This is a genomic window from Streptococcus oralis (assembly GCF_001983955.1).
Taxonomy (GTDB): domain Bacteria; phylum Bacillota; class Bacilli; order Lactobacillales; family Streptococcaceae; genus Streptococcus; species Streptococcus jiangnanensis.
This window is the reverse complement of sequence record NZ_CP019562.1, coordinates 270,007-289,347: the sequence shown is the minus strand read 5'-3', so window position 1 is coordinate 289,347 and position 19,341 is coordinate 270,007. Positions and strand designations below refer to the sequence as shown.

Below are 19,341 nucleotides of genomic sequence, written 5' to 3'. Positions count from 1 at the left end.
AACAAAAAAACTAGCCTTAAGGCTAGTTTTCTTTATATTATCTTAGCTCAATGCGTCATCCATTGAAAGAACTTCGTGGAAGACACGTTGTGTCAATTCAGTCTTTTGTTCTGGAGTGAGGTATTTAGTGTTTACACAGTATCCAGAGATACGTACGATAACGTCTTCACCTGACATGATCTTTTCGTAAACATCGTTCAAGTCCATAACGTTCAAGTTAACGTGTTGTCCACCGTTTTCGAAGTAACCATCAAGGATTGTTACCAAGTTATCCACTTGTTCGTCACGAGTCTTACCAAGAGCACGTGGAGAAACTTGAGTTGTCAATGAGATACCGTCAGCTGCGTAACCAAAGTCTAGGCTAGCAAGTGAGTTCAAGTTTTGCAACCATCCACCTTTAGCTTTGTTAGATGGGTTAGCACCTGGTGAGAAGAATTCAAGTTTAGACAAGTTCACAGAACCATCTTCGTTGAGGTATACACCTTTGTGGACTGGTGAGTTACCAGTTTGTTTAGAGTAAGCAACGTTAGATGTGATAGTCAAAAGTGATACAGTAGCTTCTGCGTCTTTGTAAAGTTTGTGGCTACGTAGACGAGTTGTGTAAGCTTCGATCAACCATTCTGCCAATTCGTTTGAACGTGGGTCATCTTCACCCCAACGTGGGTATTCACCGATTGTTTCGTAATCGTAGATGTAGCCATTTTCATCACGGATTGGTTTAACTGTAGCGTACTTGATAGCTGACAATGTATCAACAGTGTTAGCAAATCCACAGATACCGAATCCCATGTTGGCACGTTGTTTAGTTGGCAAGAATGCCATTTGAACAGCTTCGTAGTTGTATTTGTCAGTCATGTAGTGGATGATGTTCAAAGCATCTACGTAAGTGTCAGTCAACCAGTCAAGAGATTTTTCAAAGTTGGCTTTAACTGATTCGAATTCAAGAACTTCGTCACGGATAGGATCGATGTCAAATACTTTGTAGTCTTTGTGAACATCGTCGTAACCACCGTTCAAACCAGTAAGAAGGGCTTTAAGAACGTTTACACGAGCACCGAAGTACTGGATATTGTGGCGTTGATCTTCGTTTTCTGGGTCAAGTGGTGACACACAGCATGAGATACAGCTCATTTCTCCGTATCCGTCTTTAGCCATTGTTGTTACACCTTCGTATTGGATAGAAGAGTGTTTGTGGCTCATATGCATACAGTAGCGACGGAAGTTGTATGGCAATTTGTCAGTCCAAAGAACTGTCAAGTTTGGCTCTGGAGAGTTACCGATATTGTCAAGAGTGTTCAAGAAACGGTAGTCCATCTTAGTAACACGGTGACGACCGTCGTTACCCATACCAGCCATAGAAGTTGTGATGAAGGTTGGGTCACCTGAGTACAATTGGTCATAAGCTTTTGTGCGAGCAAATTTAACTGTACGAAGTTTCATAACGAAATCATCAACGAACTCTTGGATTTCTGATTCAGTAAATGTACCACGAGCAAGGTCACGTTCTGCAAAGATATCCAATACGATTGGCACACGTCCTAGAGATGTAGCAGCACCGTTGATAACACGGCAGACAGCCATGAAGGCGATGTTAACCCATTGGATGGCTTCTTTCGTGTTCATCGCTGGTTTGCGGACATCAACTCCGTAAAGGTCACCCAAGCGAACAACTTGTTGCAATGCTTGGTATTGAAGGTTTACTTCTTCACGAAGACGGATTGTTTCTTCATCGATTTCTTTAATCGCATTCCAGTCGTTTACTTTTTCTTGCATCAAGTAGTCAGCACCGTAAAGAGCAAGACGTGCGTAAACACCGATGATACGTCCACGTGAGTAGGCATCTGGAAGACCAGTTACAGTGTGAGCGTGACGAGCGCGACGGATATTTGAAGTATAGGCACGGAAGATACCGTCGTTAACTGTTGTTACGTATTTAGTGAAGATTTCGTGAACAGCTGGATCTGGTTCGTATCCATTTTCTTTCAAAGTAGTTTCAGCCATACGGATACCACCTTTTGGCATGAAGTTCAATTTGAAGAGTTCATCGTTTTGGATACCGAAGATAACTTCATTTTCTTTGTCGATAAATCCAGCAGGAATATCAGCAATAGATGTTGGACGAGTGTCCATTGGGAAACGAGTTTCTTCGTAGTGTGCTTTTGTTTCTTCTACGATTTTTTTGATGTGAAGTGAACGTTCTGTTGGTCCAGCAAGGAAACTTTCATCTCCATCGTAAGGTGTGTAGTTAGCTTGAACGAAGCGAGAAATACTTGCTTTTTCTTTCCAATCTACGCCTTTGAAGCCTTCCCAAGCTTTATCAAAAATATCTTGTGCTTCAACAACTGTCTTAACAACCATGTTAATGTCCTCTTTTTTCTAGTAACAGTCATCTGTTACATTCTTGAGTCAAGTATACCATACAGTAACCGATTTCAACAAGAGAAAATCGGCATTTTAGACGCTTTCTTTTCTAATACAGTCTGTTTTCAGATACAATCTGTATTATATTTTTGAAAGCAGGATTACTCTTTTCCATTTTTTCAGAAAAAAAGGTATAATGAATAGAAAATGACACTAGAAAGGAGCAGAAATGCTCATATTTCCATTGATTAATGATCTGTCAAGAAAAATCATCCACATCGACATGGATGCCTTTTTTGCTGCGGTGGAAATCAGAGATAATCCCAAGTTAAAGGGCAAACCTGTTATCATTGGGAGCGACCCTAGGCAAACAGGTGGGCGTGGTGTCGTTTCTACCTGTAGCTATGAGGCACGAGCTTTTGGTGTTCATTCAGCCATGAGTTCTAAAGAAGCTTATGAGCGCTGTCCCCAAGCTGTCTTTATCTCTGGAAATTATGAAAAGTATAAGACTGTGGGACTTGAGATTCGTGCTATTTTTAAACGCTACACTGATTTGATTGAACCTATGAGTATCGACGAGGCATACTTAGATGTGACGGAAAATAAACTCGGTATCAAGTCTGCAGTCAAAATAGCCCGCCTCATCCAACAAGATATCTGGCAGGAGCTACACCTGACTGCTTCTGCGGGTGTTTCCTATAACAAATTCTTAGCTAAAATGGCTAGTGACTATCAAAAACCGCATGGTTTAGCAGTTATCCTCCCAGATCAAGCCCAAGACTTCCTCAAACAAATGGACATTGCTAAATTTCATGGCGTGGGCAAAAAAACAGTTGAACGTCTTCATGAAATGGGCATTTATACTGGTGCAGACTTATTGGATGTCTCAGAAGTCACTTTAATCGATCGGTTCGGCAGACTCGGTTATGAACTTTATCGAAAGGCCAGGGGTATTCATAACTCACCGGTCAAACCCGACCGCATTCGTAAGTCCATTGGCAAGGAAAAAACCTATGGAAAGATTCTACAAGTAGAAGAAGACATTAAAAAAGAGCTGTCTCTTCTCTCCGAAAAGGTAGCTCACAATCTCAGCAAGCAGGACAAAGCTGGAAAAATCATTATCCTAAAAATACGATACGCTGACTTCTCCACTCTGACTAGACGAAAAAGCCTCCCACAAGCAACACAGGACGTTAGTCAGATTTCTCAAACTGCCCTTCAACTCTACGAAGAACTAGCTGACAAAGAAAAAGGTATCCGTTTACTAGGAATTACAGTGACAGGATTTTAAATCCTTGAGGGGACTCATTGGTTTAAATCAAATGAGGTTGGAACAAAAGTGTTTCAGCCTCATTCTGTTTAAAAATAATTCTTAGATCGTGATAGCTAACCACTAAAACAGTCTGAGGTACTATCTTAAATTGCTGACCAGCATTCGGCAGGCTGTATTAGTATGATTCCCCTTTTAGACTCTAATAATTCCTAATTCAAGAAAGCCTCTTCCTCTTATCCCCTCTCTCTTTTATTAGAGAACTGAATGCTTTTGAGAAATATAGTTTAGTTTGATGTCCTACTGCATTTGTACTAGGATATGTGCTATAATTTTCAAGGTACATTCCCACGCATATACTTGGACTACAATATTTTTTGACAGTTTATTGATGAAAAGGGGCAGTTGGTTTTAATTAAGTATTATTTCCAGCACTTAAAACTAAAAATGTGAGATAGATTTCAAATAGTTCCTAGTAAAAAACTTTTTCTCATAAGTGGTAGGTGTTGACACCTTCATTTTTATTTGTTAAACTAGAAAAAATAAAAATACCGTCTGGTCGGTTTTTAAAAGAAAGGACTTAACATAAAAAAAACTATGCTAGAAAAAACAATCGATTATATTGCAAAACAAAATCAACGAGTACGTCAACAACAAATACGCCATCACGAAGTCATTCAAAAGCAAAAAAAGCTACAAAAAGAACAGTTTTACCGATTAACACAAGGAGAGAGCGGTATCCGACATTCTCGTTTGGGAGTGAAATGTGGATATGCTACACTTACTGGTGGGCTCATCACTACTTTGTTTAGTCCTTGGAATGGTTTAGGAATAATGACCATTGGTGGGATTACAGTTCTCTCAAACTTGTATCACATCAAACGTATAGAAGCAAAATTAAAAAAGTAGAGTGGTTTTCTTAAGAAGGAGGCTTGTTAGACGCTCAAATATTACCTTTTCTTCTTTTTTTGATAAAATAAATCTATTATAACAGAGAGAAGGAACCCAATGGTAGCAAAAACAGAAAAATCTCAAGCAATGATTGAAAAAATTTTATCAACAGCTTCACAGCTTTTTATTCTCAACGGCTATGAAAAAACAAGTGTACAAAACATAGCGCAAACAGCTAGCATTTCAAAAGGAGCCATTTATCACCATTTTCAATCAAAAGATGAAATTTTTTTTGCAGTTTTAAAACAGCGTTATCAATTGATGGAAAAGGAATTGCTAGACTGGCTTGAATCCACCAGTCATTTAACTGGAAGAGAGCAGCTCAAAGAAACCTTTCAGTTTAGTTTAAAAAGTCAGAAAACTAACTACGAGATGTTTAATCACGCGCCTCTTGATGCGGAGTTCATGCTGACTATTATCCGTTACAATCTGCGTATAGGAACTCCCCTTATTGCTGATATTATAAAAAAAGGAATAGAAGATCAGTCCATCCAACCTATCCCCTTCCCTAATGAAGCAGCCGAGACAATCTTGCTTTTGACTAACTTTTGGGTAGAAGGGAGTATTTTTGAAAATTCTTCCGAAAAAATAGTTGATCGTATCTATTTTTTACAATTTATGCTTCAATCCATCGGACTAGATATTTTTGATGAATCTTTGATCCAAGAAATTTTAAATCAATCAAATTAAATACAATCTTTTCGTTTACTTTTAAAGCCGTGGATAAATGTAGGACAAGGCGATATAATGATGTAATAAAAAATAAACTAAACGATTATAAAAAAATAGGATAGTTCCCCAAATGTTTTTTTGGCGAACTATCCTATTTTATTTTTAACTTATACAAATAAACGCACAAAACTATAAAGCAACAAGACGCTACCGAGTACAATACGGTATTTACCAAAGAGTGTAAAGTCGTGCTTCTTCACATAGCTGGTCAAGAAACGAATGGCAACCATGCTGACCGCAAAGGCAACACCCATAGCAACCAAGAGTAAGAACAGTTGTCCAAAACTCAAGAGTTGACCTGCTTTGATAAATTTGAAAATCTTTAAAGCACTAGCTCCGAACATAACAGGAATTCCGAGATAGAAGGTAAACTCTGTTACGACTGAGCGGCTTGTTCCATTCAACAAACCACCAACGATAGTCGCACCTGAACGGCTTGTTCCTGGAAAGAGGGCGAGGACTTGGAAGAGTCCAATGTAAAGGGCTGTTTTATAAGGCAACTTGTCTAGCTCTGTTACTGTTGGTTCAATGGCTTGCGCCTTATTTCGTTTTTCAAGATAGATAAAGGCAACACCATAGATAATCAACATGATCGCAACTGAAACCATGTTATGGAAGTTAGCATCAAACCAATCATCTAGTTTAAAAACCAATAGCAAAGGCAAGGTCGCAACGAAGACTTTTGACCATAATTGCCAAGTTCTACGAACTTCGACCTTAGTTTTACCAGGTTTGAAAGGGTTAAGCTTGTTAAAGTAAATGACCATAACTGCTAAAATGGCACCAAGCTGGATGACAACATTAAACATGGACATGAAGGCTTCATTTTGGTCCTTGTATTGTACAAATTCTTCTACCAAGATCAAATGGCCAGTACTTGAAATGGGCAACCATTCTGTAATTCCTTCAACAATCCCAAAAAAGATTGACTTCAAAATTTCAATAAAATACATACATTACTCCTTTTTCTGTCCTCTATTATAGCATAATTTCGGATGTTGCGATAGGTTTTTTAGAAGGCGCCGATGCTACCACCGCCACCTCCTCCTGAGAATCCTCCACCTGAACTTCCACTTCCAGAAGATACAGAGTAATTGCTAGCTGTATTTGCGACAGCAGTATATTGCTTGATTTGTGCAGTTGAGGTGTAGAACTGTGAGTGCCAACCATAGGCTACATAAAGATTCAAATCTGGATTTTCAAGCTGAATATGGCGGACTTTCATTAACTTGCTCACCTTCTTGGCATAACCAAAGAGAGTCGCATAGACCAGTAGACGGTTCCAAAGGACGATGCTCTCTAGCTCGGCCTGATCCAGATGAGCGATATCCCGAAGCATATTTTCAAAACTCGTCCAGAGATAGAAGATCTCCGCTCCCTCCTCTGTTAGAACTCCATCGCGATAGGCTCCTCGCGTGGCAAGATAAACCCAGAAACTAGCCCCTAATCCTGTCAATCCTAAGAGTAGAAATGGGATTGAAAAGAAGCCATGTGTTTTCCAGCTATAGTAAAAGAAAAGCAGTCCACCTAGAGCTGTTATGGCTGAACAGACCCGCATCCCAAGAGCAAGGCGACGTTCCTCACTTGTCAAGGGACGATAGTAGCTTGGGATACGAAGTACATGGACCTTATCCTTGACACAAGACTGAATGCGTTGAAGTCTTCCTTCAAAGGAGCGTTTGAGACGCGAGCCTGTTTCTCGGATATGTTTTTCATCTGACTCTTTGGCACCACGGTAAAGGGAAGATGAAACTTGGTAATCAGGGAAGAGCTCTGAAATAGCCAATTCTTTCTTATTTGACAAAGTCATGCGCAGGCATTCCTTCTCAAAATTGGACAAACCCTTTTCACTGATAATGCGCACATAAGGTTCCTCATCCCTTTGAAAAATAGATAAATGACCTCGATCGACTAAATCCAACAAGGTTGCCTGAATCAAACGTTCAAAAGTAAATTTACCAAACCCTGATTTGTTTAGGGGATTGACTTCCTCTAAGGAAGTTGAATACACAGCTTCTGCTAAAACCATTGGAGGCAAATCCATCGGTGGTTCGTAGAGTCGATGATCTTTTGGAAAGACCTTTTTAATGCTTGTACTCTGACAAAACTTCCTATAGAAGAGAGGAACTAGAAGTAAGAGACTCATAAAAATGACGGGAAATACCCATTTCATCATTATCTCACTTTGCGCTTTTTCTGTCGCTATATTGCTTTCAATCCGGTTAAAATCCGTTAAACGTTCTTCCTCTAATCCTTGATCTGGAGCTCCTGCAAAAGCACTTCTCGGCCAGTATGCGTGTAATTCGATCTGTCGCTTTCTAGGAAGGTCTTTCATTTTGACATGATAGAGATTATTTGCTTTTTCAACACTAGAGTCCCTTAGGAGTTGGCCTGCATGAAAATAGAGTTTCTCTGCTGGAGTATCAGAGCTAACCTTAAACTCAATCTCTTTGATGTCTCCAGTACTATCGGTCAAGGGTTGCCAATTCAGCTCTGCGATATCCTTATATAAGAAGAGAAGGTTTGTTAGTTTCCAGGTAACCGTTACACGAACAGTATCTCCAGCATATCCAGCATTGTAAATTTTTACCTTGTAGCCGTCCTCTTCCTCCATAGTATAGAAGGAAGCATTTTGAACAATTCTTCCATTTTTAGAAACCTGAACGGTCGGATCGGGATCAATGTCAAATCCTTCTGGCATTTTCCCAGCTTTCCCGAGTCCAACTAACTGACCATTATAATCATCTCCAAAGCGGTAGGTAATTGTTTCCTTAAAAATTGCAGTATTATCTGCATGAATATTCAAATCACCCTGATAGGATAAGATATCAAAGTCTACTGCAAAAACCAGGTTCGGTATAAATAATAAATAAGTAAATACCAAAGCCAACAGCCATCTTTTTTTCATAATCGGTTCCCTTTCAATCTTTTTACCATTATATCATTTTTTATAAGTAAAGGCTTACTTGTATTGAAAATCTCACTATTTTTAGATACAATAGAGAGAGTCATTTTTAGACTAGAAATAGGAGAAAACATGAAAAAATTATGCTTATCTATCCTTGCTAGCCTAGCCCTTACCTTAGGACTAGTTAGCCAAGTCCAAGCCGACGAATATTTACGCATCGGGATGGAGGCAGCTTACGCTCCCTTCAACTGGACCCAAGACGACGATAGTAACGGCGCCGTCAAAATCGACGGTACCAACCAATATGCCAACGGCTACGATGTTCAAATCGCTAAAAAGATTGCCAAAGACCTTGGCAAGGAACCTTTGGTCGTGAAAACCAAATGGGAAGGACTTGTTCCAGCCCTTACTTCTGGCAAAATTGATATGATCATTGCCGGTATGAGCCCAACCGCTGAACGCAAACAAGAAATTGCTTTTTCAAGCAGTTACTATACTAGCGAACCGGTTCTATTGGTAAAAAAGGACTCTGCCTACGCGAATGCCAAATCTTTAGAGGATTTTAGCGGAGCAAAAATCACGTCTCAACAAGGTGTTTACCTCTATGATTTGATTTCCCAAATTCCAGGTTCCAAAAAAGAAACAGCTATGGGTGACTTCGCTCAGATGCGTCAAGCTCTGGAGGCCGGTGTTATTGATGCCTATGTTTCTGAACGACCTGAAGCAATGACCGCTGAGTCTGCTAACGCTAAGTTCAAAATGATCCAACCTCAACCAGGTTTCAAAACTGGCGAAGAAGATACAGCTATTGCTATTGGACTTCGTAAAGATGACAGCCGTATCAGCCAAATCAATGCGAGTATCGAAACCATCTCAAAGGATGAGCAAGTAGCCCTCATGGATCGTATGATCAAAGAGCAACCTGTGGAGTCTACAACAACGGAGGAAGAAAGTAGTTTCTTTAGCCAAGTCGCTAAGATCCTTTCTGAAAACTGGCAACAACTCTTGCGTGGTGCTGGTATCACACTCTTAATCTCCATTATCGGAACCATCACAGGTCTCCTTATCGGACTTGCGATTGGGGTCTTCCGTACCGCTCCACTATCTGAGAACAAGGCAATGTACGCCCTACAGAAACTAGTCGGTTGGATTCTCAATGTCTATATCGAGATCTTCCGTGGTACACCAATGATTGTTCAATCCATGGTTATCTACTATGGAACTGCCCAAGCTTTCGGTATTAACCTTGACCGCACACTAGCCGCTATCTTCATCGTCTCAATCAACACGGGTGCCTACATGACAGAGATCGTTCGTGGTGGTATTCTAGCAGTTGACAAGGGACAATTTGAAGCCGCAACTGCTCTTGGTATGACCCACAATCAAACCATGCGTAAGATTGTCCTACCTCAGGTTGTCCGTAATATTCTACCTGCTACTGGTAATGAGTTTGTCATCAATATCAAAGATACCTCTGTATTGAACGTTATTTCAGTTGTTGAGCTTTATTTCTCAGGAAATACTGTAGCAACACAAACCTATCAATACTTCCAGACCTTTACCATTATCGCCGTGATTTACTTTGTCCTCACCTTCACTGTGACCCGTATCCTACGCTTCATCGAGCGTCGTATGGACATGGATACTTACACTACAGGTGCTAACCAAATGCAAACGGAGGATTTGAAAAAATGACACAACCAATTCTTGAAATCAAACACCTCAAAAAATCATATGGGCAAAACGAAGTGCTAAAAGACATTTCTCTCACCGTCCATAAAGGAGAGGTTATTTCCATCATCGGTAGCTCAGGAAGTGGAAAATCAACCTTCCTTCGTTCAATTAATTTACTAGAAGCACCTACAGAAGGAGAGATTCTCTATCGAGGAGAAAATGTCTTAGAAAAAGGCTATAACCTCACCCATTATCGTGAAAAACTCGGTATGGTTTTCCAATCTTTCAATCTCTTTGAAAATCTAAATGTCCTTGAAAATACTATCGTTGCCCAAACGACTGTACTCAAACGTGACCACTCTGAAGCTGAAAAAATCGCCAAAGAGAATCTCGAAAAAGTTGGTATGGGAGAACGTTACTGGCAAGCCAAACCGAAGCAACTCTCAGGAGGTCAAAAACAACGCGTGGCTATCGCCCGCGCACTCTCCATGAATCCTGATGCCATTCTCTTCGACGAACCAACATCTGCCCTTGACCCTGAAATGGTCGGAGAAGTCCTCAAAATTATGCAGGATTTGGCTCAAGAAGGCTTGACCATGATCGTCGTAACCCACGAAATGGAATTCGCTCGTGATGTCTCTCACCGTGTCATCTTTATGGATAAGGGCGTCATTGCTGAAGAAGGCAAACCAGAAGAACTCTTCACGAACCCTAAAGAAGAACGGACAAAAGAGTTTCTTCAACGTTATCTCAGCTAATAAACAAAGACTGCATAAAGAATGCAGTCTTTTTAGTTTGTAATTGTAAAGAAAAGGCAGACTCTACTCAGGAATCTGCCTGTGACCACAGTTTAATCTTCAAATTTTTCATGATTTTTTTCATAGAAATCGATTAAACCAAGAGCTGTTTCAAATGAAATATTTTTAACTTTTGCGCGTCCTTGTGCTAGAGCAATGATAGACATTTCACGCGCATTCGTTTCTTTAGAGATACGGTAGCCTGTGATTTTCTTATCACGAACCCAGCCAACAACTGCTTCTACTTTTTCAAAGTTCGACTTAGCCATGTTCTTCTCCTAAATTATTCTTTACAATACTTAATTGTATACGTTTTTATTTCATTTGTCAATAAAAAAACATATATTCGTCGTAACTATATTATTCTGCATATTTTTATTTGGCTTTCAAAGCCGATAATATATGTGTTCTTATGTCTTCAACTCCATTAGGATTTGCTGGTAGGAAGATTGTATTATTACCCTCTTTATCTGCAAAATTATTCAACGTATCTAAATACTGGTTCGTTAATAGGATAGACATGATTTGTTCTTCAGTTAGCTCAACATTGGCTCCCTTTAACTCTTGGATAGAATCGGCTAGTCCGTCAACAATTGCTTTACGCTGCTCTGCAATCCCTACACCATGTAGGCGATCTTTTTCTGCTTCTGCTTCTGCTGCGGTCACGATTTTAATCTTATCTGCTTCAGCAAGCTCTTGCGCCGCAACTCTCTTACGTTGAGCCGCGTTAATTTCATTCATTGATTGTTTTACTTCAGCATCAGGTTCAACCTTAGTAATCAGCGTTTTGACAATGATATACCCATACGTAGACATTTCTTCAGCCACTTGTTTTTGAACTTCTAAGGCGATTTCATCCTTCTTCTCAAACAACTCATCTAGGGTTAGCTTTGGTACAGATGAACGCAAAGCATCTTCAATATAGGATTTAATTTGGGCTTCTGGACGCATCAATTTATAATAGGCATCTGTGACGTTGTTTTCATTTACTCGATACTGAGTTGCCACATTCATCGTTACAAATACATTATCTTGCGTCTTTGTCTCTACAACAATCTCACTTTGCAACAAGCGTAGTTGAACTCTTGCCGCAATCCTATCAATTCCAAAAGGAGCTCGTAAATGAATACCACTATTGCTCAACTTTTGGTATTTACCAAAGCGTTCTATGATAGCGACCGATTGTTGTCGAACCACATACACAGAACTAATCATAATCACTGATGCAATCACCACTAAAAACAATAAAATAAGTAAAATTTGTAAAACCATGGGAATCTCCCCCTTTCGTCACCCTCATTATAGCACCATCAACATCATTACGCAAATAATATGATAATAATTTTATTTTAGCTTAAACTAGCATATTATACAACGTTTCGTTCCCATTCAAATTAATATAAGATGGGTCAAACTTTTCCATTCGATGAATCAATCCAGCATAATCATGCTTATTGGCAAGAGCTACCCCAATCAATACAGGGCCTGTCCCCTTGCTTGCTCGTTTGATATATTCAAAACGAGTGATGTCATCATTTGGCCCCAAAATGTCATTTACAAACTCTCGGAGAGCTCCTGGACGCTGTGGGAAATTCACTACAAAGTAATGCTTGATTCCATCGTAAATCAAGGCACGTTCTTCCATCTCTGGCATGCGGTTGATATCGTTATTGCCCCCAGAAATAATACAACAAATCGTCTTGCCTTTGATATAGTCTGATAAAACTTCCAAGGCTGCAACGCTGGCAGCTCCGGCTGGTTCTGCTACAATTCCTTGTTTGGAATAAAGATCAATCAAGGTTTCAGAAATCAATCCCTCGTCCACCCCAATCAGCGTTTCAACATTCTTACGAGTCGCTTCATAGGTTAATTGTCCAACCTTTTGTACGGCTATCCCATCAGCAAACTTATCAATTTCTTTGAGCTTAACTGGTCCCCCAGCTTCAAAGGCTGCTTTCATAGAGCGAGCACCATTAGCTTCTACTCCGATCACTTCAATGGTCGGGTTGGTTTCCTTGATGTAAGTTGAAACACCGGCAATCAATCCGCCACCACCTACTGGTACAAGTACTGTATCAAAATCAATAGACTCTTTACGGGCTTCTTCAAGAATCTCATAGGCTACAGTCCCTTGACCAGCCTGAACATGCGCATCATCAAAAGGATCGATGAAGGTGCGGTTTTCTGTCAATGTAAATTCTTGTGCTGCCTTAGCAGAAGCATCAAATGTATCCCCAACCAACTTGATTGTCACGAACTCTCCACCGAAAAAGCGAACCTGCCCAATCTTTTGTTGCGGTGTTGTAATAGGCATAAAAATTGTTGCAGGAATCTTCATCTCATTACAAGTATAGGCGACACCTTGAGCGTGATTTCCCGCAGAGGCACAGACTACACCACGTTCACGTTCTTCTTTTGATAGTTGAGAAATGGCATAATAGGCTCCACGAATTTTAAAAGAGCGAACTCGTTGCGCATTCTCCTTTTTGAGATAAATCTTTGCTTGATATTTTTCTGATAAATAATGATCATATTCTAGTGGTGTATCAACTACTACACCACTCAAAACTTTGTGGGCTTTCACCACATCTTTTGCACTTAGCATTGTCTCCTCCTCAAGTACTTTTCAAGATAAAAAACGAGTTAGGTACCCCCAACTCGCCTTCTGTCTCTCTTTACAAGAATTAATTGTAGATTTTGAATGCGTCGTCGTCGTTTTTACCAACGAAAGGCATTGCTTTACGCAATTCTGCACCAACTTTTTCAATTTCAAGGTTAGCTGCTTGTTCACGGTAAGCAGTTAATTTTGGACGACCAGCCTTGTAGTCATTTACAAAGTCATTTGCAAATTTACCATTTTGGATATCAGCCAAAACAGCTTTCATGTTTTCTTTCACTTGCTCAGTAATCACACGTGGACCTGATACATAGTCACCGTATTCAGCAGTGTTTGAAATAGATTGACGCATTTTCTTGAATCCACCTTCATAGATCAAGTCAACGATCAATTTCATTTCATGAAGAACTTCAAAGTAAGCCAATTCTGGGGCATAGCCTGCTTCTGTCAAGACTTCAAAACCTGCTTCGATAAGGGCAGTCAAACCACCACAAAGTACGGCTTGTTCACCAAAGAGATCTTCTTCAGTTTCTTCTTTGTAAGTTGTTTCAAGCAAACCAACACGAGCTGAACCCACACCTTTACACCAGTCCATAGCAATGTTTTTAGCATTTCCTGTAGCGTCTTGGTAGACTGCATAAAGAGCTGGCACACCAAATCCTTCTTCGTAAGTACGACGTACCAAGTGTCCTGGTCCTTTAGGAGCACACATGAAGACATCTACATCTGCAGGAACTTTGATAAATTCAAAGTGGATATTGAAACCATGAGCAAATCCAACTGCATTTCCAGCTTCCAAGTTTGGAGCGATTTCTGCTTCGTACAATTCTTGTTGGATTTCGTCTGGTGCCAAGATCATGATAACGTCAGCCAATTTAGTTGCTTCTGCTACTGTGTAAGTGTCAAAACCATCTTCTTTTGCTTTGTCAAAAGATTTACCTGGACGCACACCGATGATGACATCACGACCTGAGTCACGCAAGTTTTGCGCATGCGCATGTCCTTGTGAACCATAACCGATTACGGCGATTTTTTTACCGTCAAGCGCTGCTACTTTAACATCTTTTTCGTATTCCATTTGAACTGCCATAGTTTTTCTCTCTTTTCTATTTTTATTGCCTTATAGGCTGGTTTAACAAATTTATGCTGGATTTTATACTCAATGAAAATCAAAGAGTATTAGTCACGGGTAAATCCAGTTGCACCCGTACGAGCGATATTTTTAATACCATATGGTCGAATCACTCGCAATAAAGCTTCACTCTTTTCAGCATTTCCCGTCATCTGGATGGTGATTGAGCTTGGAGCCACATCTACTACCGTTGCACGGAAAGGTTGGATAATGGCCAAGATTTCTGCACGCTTCTCAGCAGGAGCAGATACCTTCACCAAGATAACTTCTCTTTCCAAGTGTGGTTTATCTGTGATATCACGAATGCGAATCACATCAATTTGACGATTGAGCTGTTTAATGATTTGCTCTACTTCATCATGAGATGCTACATCAATAATGATGGTGATACGAGATACATTGGGGTTCTCTGTCGCACCAACTGAGATACTCTCAATATTGACTTGACGACGAGAAAGGACACCTGTAAAACGATTCAAAACTCCTGAACGGTTTTGCAATCTAGCTGTTAACATTCTACGCATGGAACTTCACCCCCAACATCTCATGATTGCTCTTACCAGCTGGTACCATCGGTAAGACCTGTTCCTTACGAGAAATATCCACCTCGATAAACATGGGCACATCCTCCAGAATGACTTCTAGATCCTTCTCTATCGTCTCTGGATTATCAAACTTATAGTTTTTAATGCCGTAGGCCTGTGCCATCAACTGGAAGTCAGGAAGGGTATCAAAGACTGACTCTGAAGTTCTACCCTCATAGAAGGATTCCTGCCACTGACGAACCATTCCTAGTGAGTGGTTATTCAACATGACAACCTTAATCGGCACCTTGTAGATGTTTAGGATTGCTAGCTCTTGGTTGGTCATTTGGAAACCACCATCACCGACAAAAAGGATGACTTCTTTTTCTGGATTGGCAATCTTGGCTCCAATAGCTGCAGGAACTCCGAAGCCCATGGTACCCAAACCACCAGAAGTGACTAACTGACGCTCATTTTGGTAAGGATAATACTGAGCTGTCCACATTTGGTGTTGCCCTACGTCTGTGACAACAATGGCATCCCCATTCGTCAACTCACCGATGCGTTCAATAACGGCCTGAGGCTGAACCACACGTTCTTTCTTATCATAAGAACGAACTCGATTCTTGTCCTTGGTGACTTTTTCAATCCACTTTTCAGTATTGTTATGAACAGTTGGTTCTGCCAGTAGCATCTGCAAGGCTTTCTTTGCGTCCCCAACCACTGGAATATCTGCACTGATAATCTTACCAATCTCAGCTGGATCTATATCGATATGAGCAACCTTGGCATTCTTAGCAAAGGTCTTAGGATTGCCAGTCAGGCGGTCATCGAAACGGCAACCAATACTAATCATAAAGTCTGCCTCGGTCATGGCAATATTAGCTGCGAAAGAACCGTGCATGCCTCCCATCCCTAGGAAGAGTGGATGGCTTGTTGCAATGGTTCCTTGCCCCAAAAGACTAGTGACTACTGGAATTTGGTAACGTTCAGCAAATTCATTGAGCTCCTTAGAAGCTTCCGCATAGCTGATACCACCGCCTGCTAACAAAACAGGTTTCTTGGCTTTTGACAATTGCTTCAAGATTTTCTTGATTTGCATGTCATTCGGATCAAGCGTCGGTTGGTAACTTGGTAAATTAACTTCTGGCGAATAGATGAAATCTGTCTCTAGAGCTGATACATCCTTGGGCAAGTCAATCACAACAGGACCTGGACGACCAGTCGTTGCGATATGGACAGCTTCCGTAATGATACGAGGAATATCTGCTGTCTCACGAACTTGGTAATTGTATTTGGTAATGGGCATGGTAATCCCCACGATGTCTGCTTCCTGAAAGGCATCTTTCCCAATCCCAGCTCGCGCAACCTGACCTGTAAAGACCAAAAGGGGAACGCTATCGCTCATGGCATCTGCAATCCCTGTAATGGCATTTGTTGCTCCCGGCCCACTCGTGACGACGGCAACGCCCAACTTTCCAGTTGATTTGGCATATCCTTCAGCTTCGTGCAAACAACCTTGCTCATGGCGTCCTAAGATGTGGCGAATACCTTTAAAATTGTATATCGCATCATACAAAGGTAAGACTGCACCACCAGGATAACCAAAAATGGTATCAATCCCTAAGTCCCGAAGTGTTTCCAAAACTAGGTCCGACCCCGTCTTAGGAGATTCTAAACTGATTTTCTCCATTGTTCCCCTTTCTCTTCTCTTAAAAAAATAGCTTGTTACTATCATACCATTTTTTCAAAAATTTTCAAGGCAAAAGAGTCAATTTTCTGAATTTTCTATCTAAAAGTGTATTTATGAATCTTGTCCTCATTTTTATTAACTTTTCTACGGAATTAGGAAGCTTTATTTACTTTAATTTATCAAATTAGTATATTTTCTTTCTGAATAAAATTAGTATTTTTCTCACTTAGCGATTAAATTCGTATACTATATTCAGCAAAAATGAATAGTTAAAGACGAAAAAAGGAAGCCACTAAGTGACTTCCTTCTAGAGTGAGGACTGATTAGTCTTCACCTTTGTTTTTCTTAATGATTTCTTCTTGTACTGACTTAGGTACATCTTCGTAGTGGTCAAATACCATCATGAACGTACCACGTCCTTGAGATGCAGAACGAAGAACTGTTGCGTAACCGAACATTTCAGCAAGTGGAACGTAAGCACGAACGATTTGGCTGTTACCGTGTGCTTCCATACCATCTACACGTCCACGACGAGCAGTTACGTGACCCATAACATCACCAAGGTTTTCTTCTGGAACAGTGATTGTTACAAGCATCATTGGCTCAAGGATAGCTGGTTGTGCTGACTTAGCAGCTTCTTTAAGGGCAAGTGAAGCCGCAATCTTGAAGGCAGTTTCAGATGAGTCGACATCGTGGTATGAACCATCGTAAAGCTTAGCTTTAACGTCAACCATTGGGTAACCTGCAAGAACACCGTTAGCCATAGATTCTACCAAACCTTTTTCAACCGCTGGGATAAATTCACGAGGAACCACACCACCGACGATTGCGTTTTCGAATTCGAATCCTTTACCTTCTTCGTTTGGAGTAAATTCAATCCATACATCACCGAATTGACCTTTACCACCAGACTGACGTTTGAAGAATCCACGTGCTTGAGTAGAAGCGCGGAATGTTTCACGGTAAGATACTTGAGGAGCACCTACGTTCGCTTCCACTTTGAACTCACGACGCATACGGTCAACAAGGACATCAAGGTGAAGCTCACCCATACCAGAGATAACTGTTTCACCAGTTTCAACGTTTGTTTCAACGCGGAATGTTGGATCTTCTTCAGCCAATTTTTGAAGGGCGATACCCATCTTGTCTTGGTCAGCTTTAGATTTTGGCTCAACCATCAATTGGATAACTGGTTCTGGAACGTTGATTGACTCAAGGATGATTTTAGCTTTTTCATCTGTCAATGAGTCACCAGTTGTAGTATCTTTCAAACCAACGGCAGCAGCGATATCACCTGAGTAAACAGTGTCAATTTCTTGACGGCTGTTAGCGTGCATTTGAAGGATACGTCCGATACGTTCACGTTTACCTTTAGATGTGTTCAATACGTAAGAACCTGATTGGAGAACACCTGAGTATACACGGAAGAATGTCAAACGACCTACGAATGGGTCAGTCATGATCTTGAAGGCAAGAGCTGCAAATGGCTCTTCGTCAGATGCTGGACGAGTTTCTTCTTCATCTGTATCTGGGTTGATACCTTTGATTGCTGGGATATCAAGTGGGCTTGGAAGGTAGTCAATAACCGCATCAAGCATCAATTGAACACCTTTGTTCTTGAAGGCAGAACCACACAATACTGGGAAGAATTCAACGTTGATAGTTGCTTTACGGATAGCAGCTTTCAATTCTTCGTTAGTGATTTCTTCACCTTCAAGGTATTTCATCATCAAGTCTTCATCAGTTTCAGCGACTGCTTCAACCAATTTTTCACGGTATTCTTGAGCTTGGTCAAGGTATTCAGCTGGAATATCTTCTTCAAGGATATCTGTACCAAGGTCGTTAGTATAGATTTCAGCTTTCATCTTGATCAAGTCGATGATACCGCGGAAGTCATCTTCAGCACCGATTGGCAATTGGATTGGGTGTGCGTTTGCTTGAAGACGGTCGTGAAGTGTGCTTACTGAGTAAAGGAAGTCAGCACCGATTTTGTCCATTTTGTTGGCAAATACGATACGTGGAACTCCGTACTCAGTTGCTTGACGCCAAACTGTTTCAGTTTGAGGCTCAACACCTGATTGTGAGTCAAGAACAGTAACCGCACCGTCCAATACACGAAGAGAACGTTGTACTTCGATTGTGAAGTCCACGTGTCCTGGTGTGTCGATGATGTTTACGCGGTGGTTGTTCCATTGAGCTGTTGTCGCAGCAGATGTGATAGTGATACCACGTTCTTGCTCTTGCTCCATCCAGTCCATTTGTGACGCACCTTCGTGAGTTTCACCGATTTTGTGGATTTTACCAGTGTAGTAAAGAATACGCTCAGTAGTTGTTGTTTTACCGGCATCGACGTGAGCCATGATACCGATATTACGAGTTTTTTCAAGTGAAAATTCGCGTGCCATGAGGTTTGTTTCTCCTATTTATTTTAATTTCTATTCTATTATAACACGATTTTAATAAAAACGGATAGGCAGGACCTACCCGTTCTCAATGTTTATCTTGTTTTTGTTGGTTTCAACTTGTAGACAAGTTGAATTGAACTCGGGCTAAAAGCTCAAGTTAACTGATTTGAACCCAATTGAACTCGGGCTAAAAGCTCGGAAAATAGATAAGCTTTCCTAGAATCTTTGATTCTACGTCAAGCTTCCTAATTTTCAGTCGCTTTTTTAACGCCCTTAG

General features: G+C 40.7%; 15 protein-coding genes. 5 read left to right on the top strand and 10 right to left on the bottom strand.

What is annotated here, in order from left to right; genetic code table 11:
* Positions 1–42 precede the first annotated feature (42 nt).
* On the bottom strand, positions 43–2,358 hold the full coding sequence (gene pflB / locus BWR56_RS01475) for a formate C-acetyltransferase (RefSeq protein WP_000260621.1): 2,316 nt from the start codon (positions 2,356–2,358) through the stop codon (positions 43–45).
* Positions 2,359–2,590: 232 nt separating this feature from the next.
* On the opposite strand from pflB, the gene dinB reads away from it, so the two are divergent.
* The 3 genes from dinB to BWR56_RS01460 all read left to right on the top strand — a co-directional run bounded on the left by dinB (position 2,591) and on the right by BWR56_RS01460 (position 5,272).
* Positions 2,591–3,652, top strand: coding sequence for a DNA polymerase IV (dinB, locus tag BWR56_RS01470; protein ID WP_061421408.1), 1,062 nt, complete (start codon positions 2,591–2,593; stop codon positions 3,650–3,652).
* Positions 3,653–4,228: 576 nt separating this feature from the next.
* On the top strand, positions 4,229–4,540 hold the full coding sequence (locus BWR56_RS01465; protein ID WP_231110163.1) for a hypothetical protein: 312 nt from the start codon (positions 4,229–4,231) through the stop codon (positions 4,538–4,540).
* 99 nt (positions 4,541–4,639) lie between these two features.
* Positions 4,640–5,272: a TetR/AcrR family transcriptional regulator gene (locus tag BWR56_RS01460; protein WP_071851607.1), complete on the top strand. Its 633-nt coding sequence runs from the start codon at positions 4,640–4,642 to the stop codon at positions 5,270–5,272.
* Between the two features lie 149 nt (positions 5,273–5,421).
* Here the strand turns inward: BWR56_RS01460 and BWR56_RS01455 are convergent, their stop codons facing one another.
* Complete coding sequence (locus BWR56_RS01455; RefSeq protein WP_000273567.1) at positions 5,422–6,267, bottom strand: undecaprenyl-diphosphate phosphatase; 846 nt, start codon at positions 6,265–6,267, stop codon at positions 5,422–5,424.
* A gap of 59 nt (positions 6,268–6,326) precedes the next feature.
* A complete protein-coding gene (locus tag BWR56_RS01450; RefSeq protein ID WP_076984306.1) occupies positions 6,327–8,222 on the bottom strand; it encodes a DUF2207 domain-containing protein in 1,896 nt (631 codons plus the stop codon).
* A 129-nt stretch (positions 8,223–8,351) separates the two neighbouring features.
* On the opposite strand from BWR56_RS01450, the gene BWR56_RS01445 reads away from it, so the two are divergent.
* Together BWR56_RS01445 and BWR56_RS01440 are read left to right on the top strand one after the other, a co-directional pair.
* On the top strand, positions 8,352–9,917 hold the full coding sequence (locus BWR56_RS01445; RefSeq protein WP_076984305.1) for an ABC transporter substrate-binding protein/permease: 1,566 nt from the start codon (positions 8,352–8,354) through the stop codon (positions 9,915–9,917).
* Complete coding sequence (locus BWR56_RS01440; protein WP_076984304.1) at positions 9,914–10,654, top strand: amino acid ABC transporter ATP-binding protein; 741 nt, start codon at positions 9,914–9,916, stop codon at positions 10,652–10,654. Before BWR56_RS01445 ends, BWR56_RS01440 begins: the two co-directional genes overlap by 4 nt.
* Before the next feature lie 92 nt (positions 10,655–10,746).
* On the opposite strand, the gene BWR56_RS01435 is transcribed toward BWR56_RS01440, so the two are convergent.
* The 7 genes from BWR56_RS01435 to fusA form a co-directional block, all read right to left on the bottom strand.
* Positions 10,747–10,962 carry a capsule biosynthesis transcriptional regulator gene (locus BWR56_RS01435; RefSeq protein ID WP_001130031.1) on the bottom strand — a complete coding sequence of 72 codons (216 nt, stop codon included), beginning with the start codon at positions 10,960–10,962 and terminating at the stop codon, positions 10,747–10,749.
* A gap of 106 nt (positions 10,963–11,068) precedes the next feature.
* Complete coding sequence (locus BWR56_RS01430; protein ID WP_000244061.1) at positions 11,069–11,965, bottom strand: SPFH domain-containing protein; 897 nt, start codon at positions 11,963–11,965, stop codon at positions 11,069–11,071.
* Positions 11,966–12,047: 82 nt separating this feature from the next.
* Positions 12,048–13,298: a threonine ammonia-lyase IlvA gene (gene ilvA, locus BWR56_RS01425; protein ID WP_000947300.1), complete on the bottom strand. Its 1,251-nt coding sequence runs from the start codon at positions 13,296–13,298 to the stop codon at positions 12,048–12,050.
* 79 nt (positions 13,299–13,377) lie between these two features.
* Entirely contained in the window at positions 13,378–14,400 is a 1,023-nt protein-coding gene (gene ilvC, locus BWR56_RS01420; RefSeq protein ID WP_076984303.1) for a ketol-acid reductoisomerase, read from the bottom strand.
* A gap of 89 nt (positions 14,401–14,489) precedes the next feature.
* Positions 14,490–14,966 carry an acetolactate synthase small subunit gene (ilvN, locus tag BWR56_RS01415; protein ID WP_001253813.1) on the bottom strand — a complete coding sequence of 159 codons (477 nt, stop codon included), beginning with the start codon at positions 14,964–14,966 and terminating at the stop codon, positions 14,490–14,492.
* Entirely contained in the window at positions 14,959–16,659 is a 1,701-nt protein-coding gene (locus BWR56_RS01410) for an acetolactate synthase large subunit (RefSeq protein WP_000411743.1), read from the bottom strand. The genes ilvN and BWR56_RS01410 overlap by 8 nt, the downstream gene beginning before the upstream one ends.
* Positions 16,660–16,982: 323 nt before the next feature.
* Positions 16,983–19,064, bottom strand: a complete 2,082-nt coding sequence (gene fusA, locus BWR56_RS01405) for an elongation factor G (protein WP_000090339.1) — start codon at positions 19,062–19,064, stop codon at positions 16,983–16,985.
* Between the last annotated feature and the right edge of the window lie 277 nt (positions 19,065–19,341).

Excerpts from the sequence above, each read along its gene's own strand:
- BWR56_RS01410 (WP_000411743.1), bottom strand. The coding sequence starts at position 16,659 with ATGGAGAAAATCAGTTTAGAATCTCCTAAGACGGGGTCGGACCTAGTT.
- BWR56_RS01435 (WP_001130031.1), bottom strand. The coding sequence starts at position 10,962 with ATGGCTAAGTCGAACTTTGAAAAAGTAGAAGCAGTTGTTGGCTGGGTT.
- BWR56_RS01465 (WP_231110163.1), top strand. The coding sequence starts at position 4,229 with ATGCTAGAAAAAACAATCGATTATATTGCAAAACAAAATCAACGAGTA.
- BWR56_RS01440 (WP_076984304.1), top strand. The coding sequence starts at position 9,914 with ATGACACAACCAATTCTTGAAATCAAACACCTCAAAAAATCATATGGG.
- ilvC (WP_076984303.1), bottom strand. The coding sequence starts at position 14,400 with ATGGCAGTTCAAATGGAATACGAAAAAGATGTTAAAGTAGCAGCGCTT.
- BWR56_RS01430 (WP_000244061.1), bottom strand. The coding sequence starts at position 11,965 with ATGGTTTTACAAATTTTACTTATTTTATTGTTTTTAGTGGTGATTGCA.
- ilvN (WP_001253813.1), bottom strand. The coding sequence starts at position 14,966 with ATGCGTAGAATGTTAACAGCTAGATTGCAAAACCGTTCAGGAGTTTTG.
- fusA (WP_000090339.1), bottom strand. The coding sequence starts at position 19,064 with ATGGCACGCGAATTTTCACTTGAAAAAACTCGTAATATCGGTATCATG.
- BWR56_RS01450 (WP_076984306.1), bottom strand. The coding sequence starts at position 8,222 with ATGAAAAAAAGATGGCTGTTGGCTTTGGTATTTACTTATTTATTATTT.
- BWR56_RS01460 (WP_071851607.1), top strand. The coding sequence starts at position 4,640 with ATGGTAGCAAAAACAGAAAAATCTCAAGCAATGATTGAAAAAATTTTA.
- BWR56_RS01455 (WP_000273567.1), bottom strand. The coding sequence starts at position 6,267 with ATGTATTTTATTGAAATTTTGAAGTCAATCTTTTTTGGGATTGTTGAA.
- BWR56_RS01445 (WP_076984305.1), top strand. The coding sequence starts at position 8,352 with ATGAAAAAATTATGCTTATCTATCCTTGCTAGCCTAGCCCTTACCTTA.
- pflB (WP_000260621.1), bottom strand. The coding sequence starts at position 2,358 with ATGGTTGTTAAGACAGTTGTTGAAGCACAAGATATTTTTGATAAAGCT.
- dinB (WP_061421408.1), top strand. The coding sequence starts at position 2,591 with ATGCTCATATTTCCATTGATTAATGATCTGTCAAGAAAAATCATCCAC.
- ilvA (WP_000947300.1), bottom strand. The coding sequence starts at position 13,298 with ATGCTAAGTGCAAAAGATGTGGTGAAAGCCCACAAAGTTTTGAGTGGT.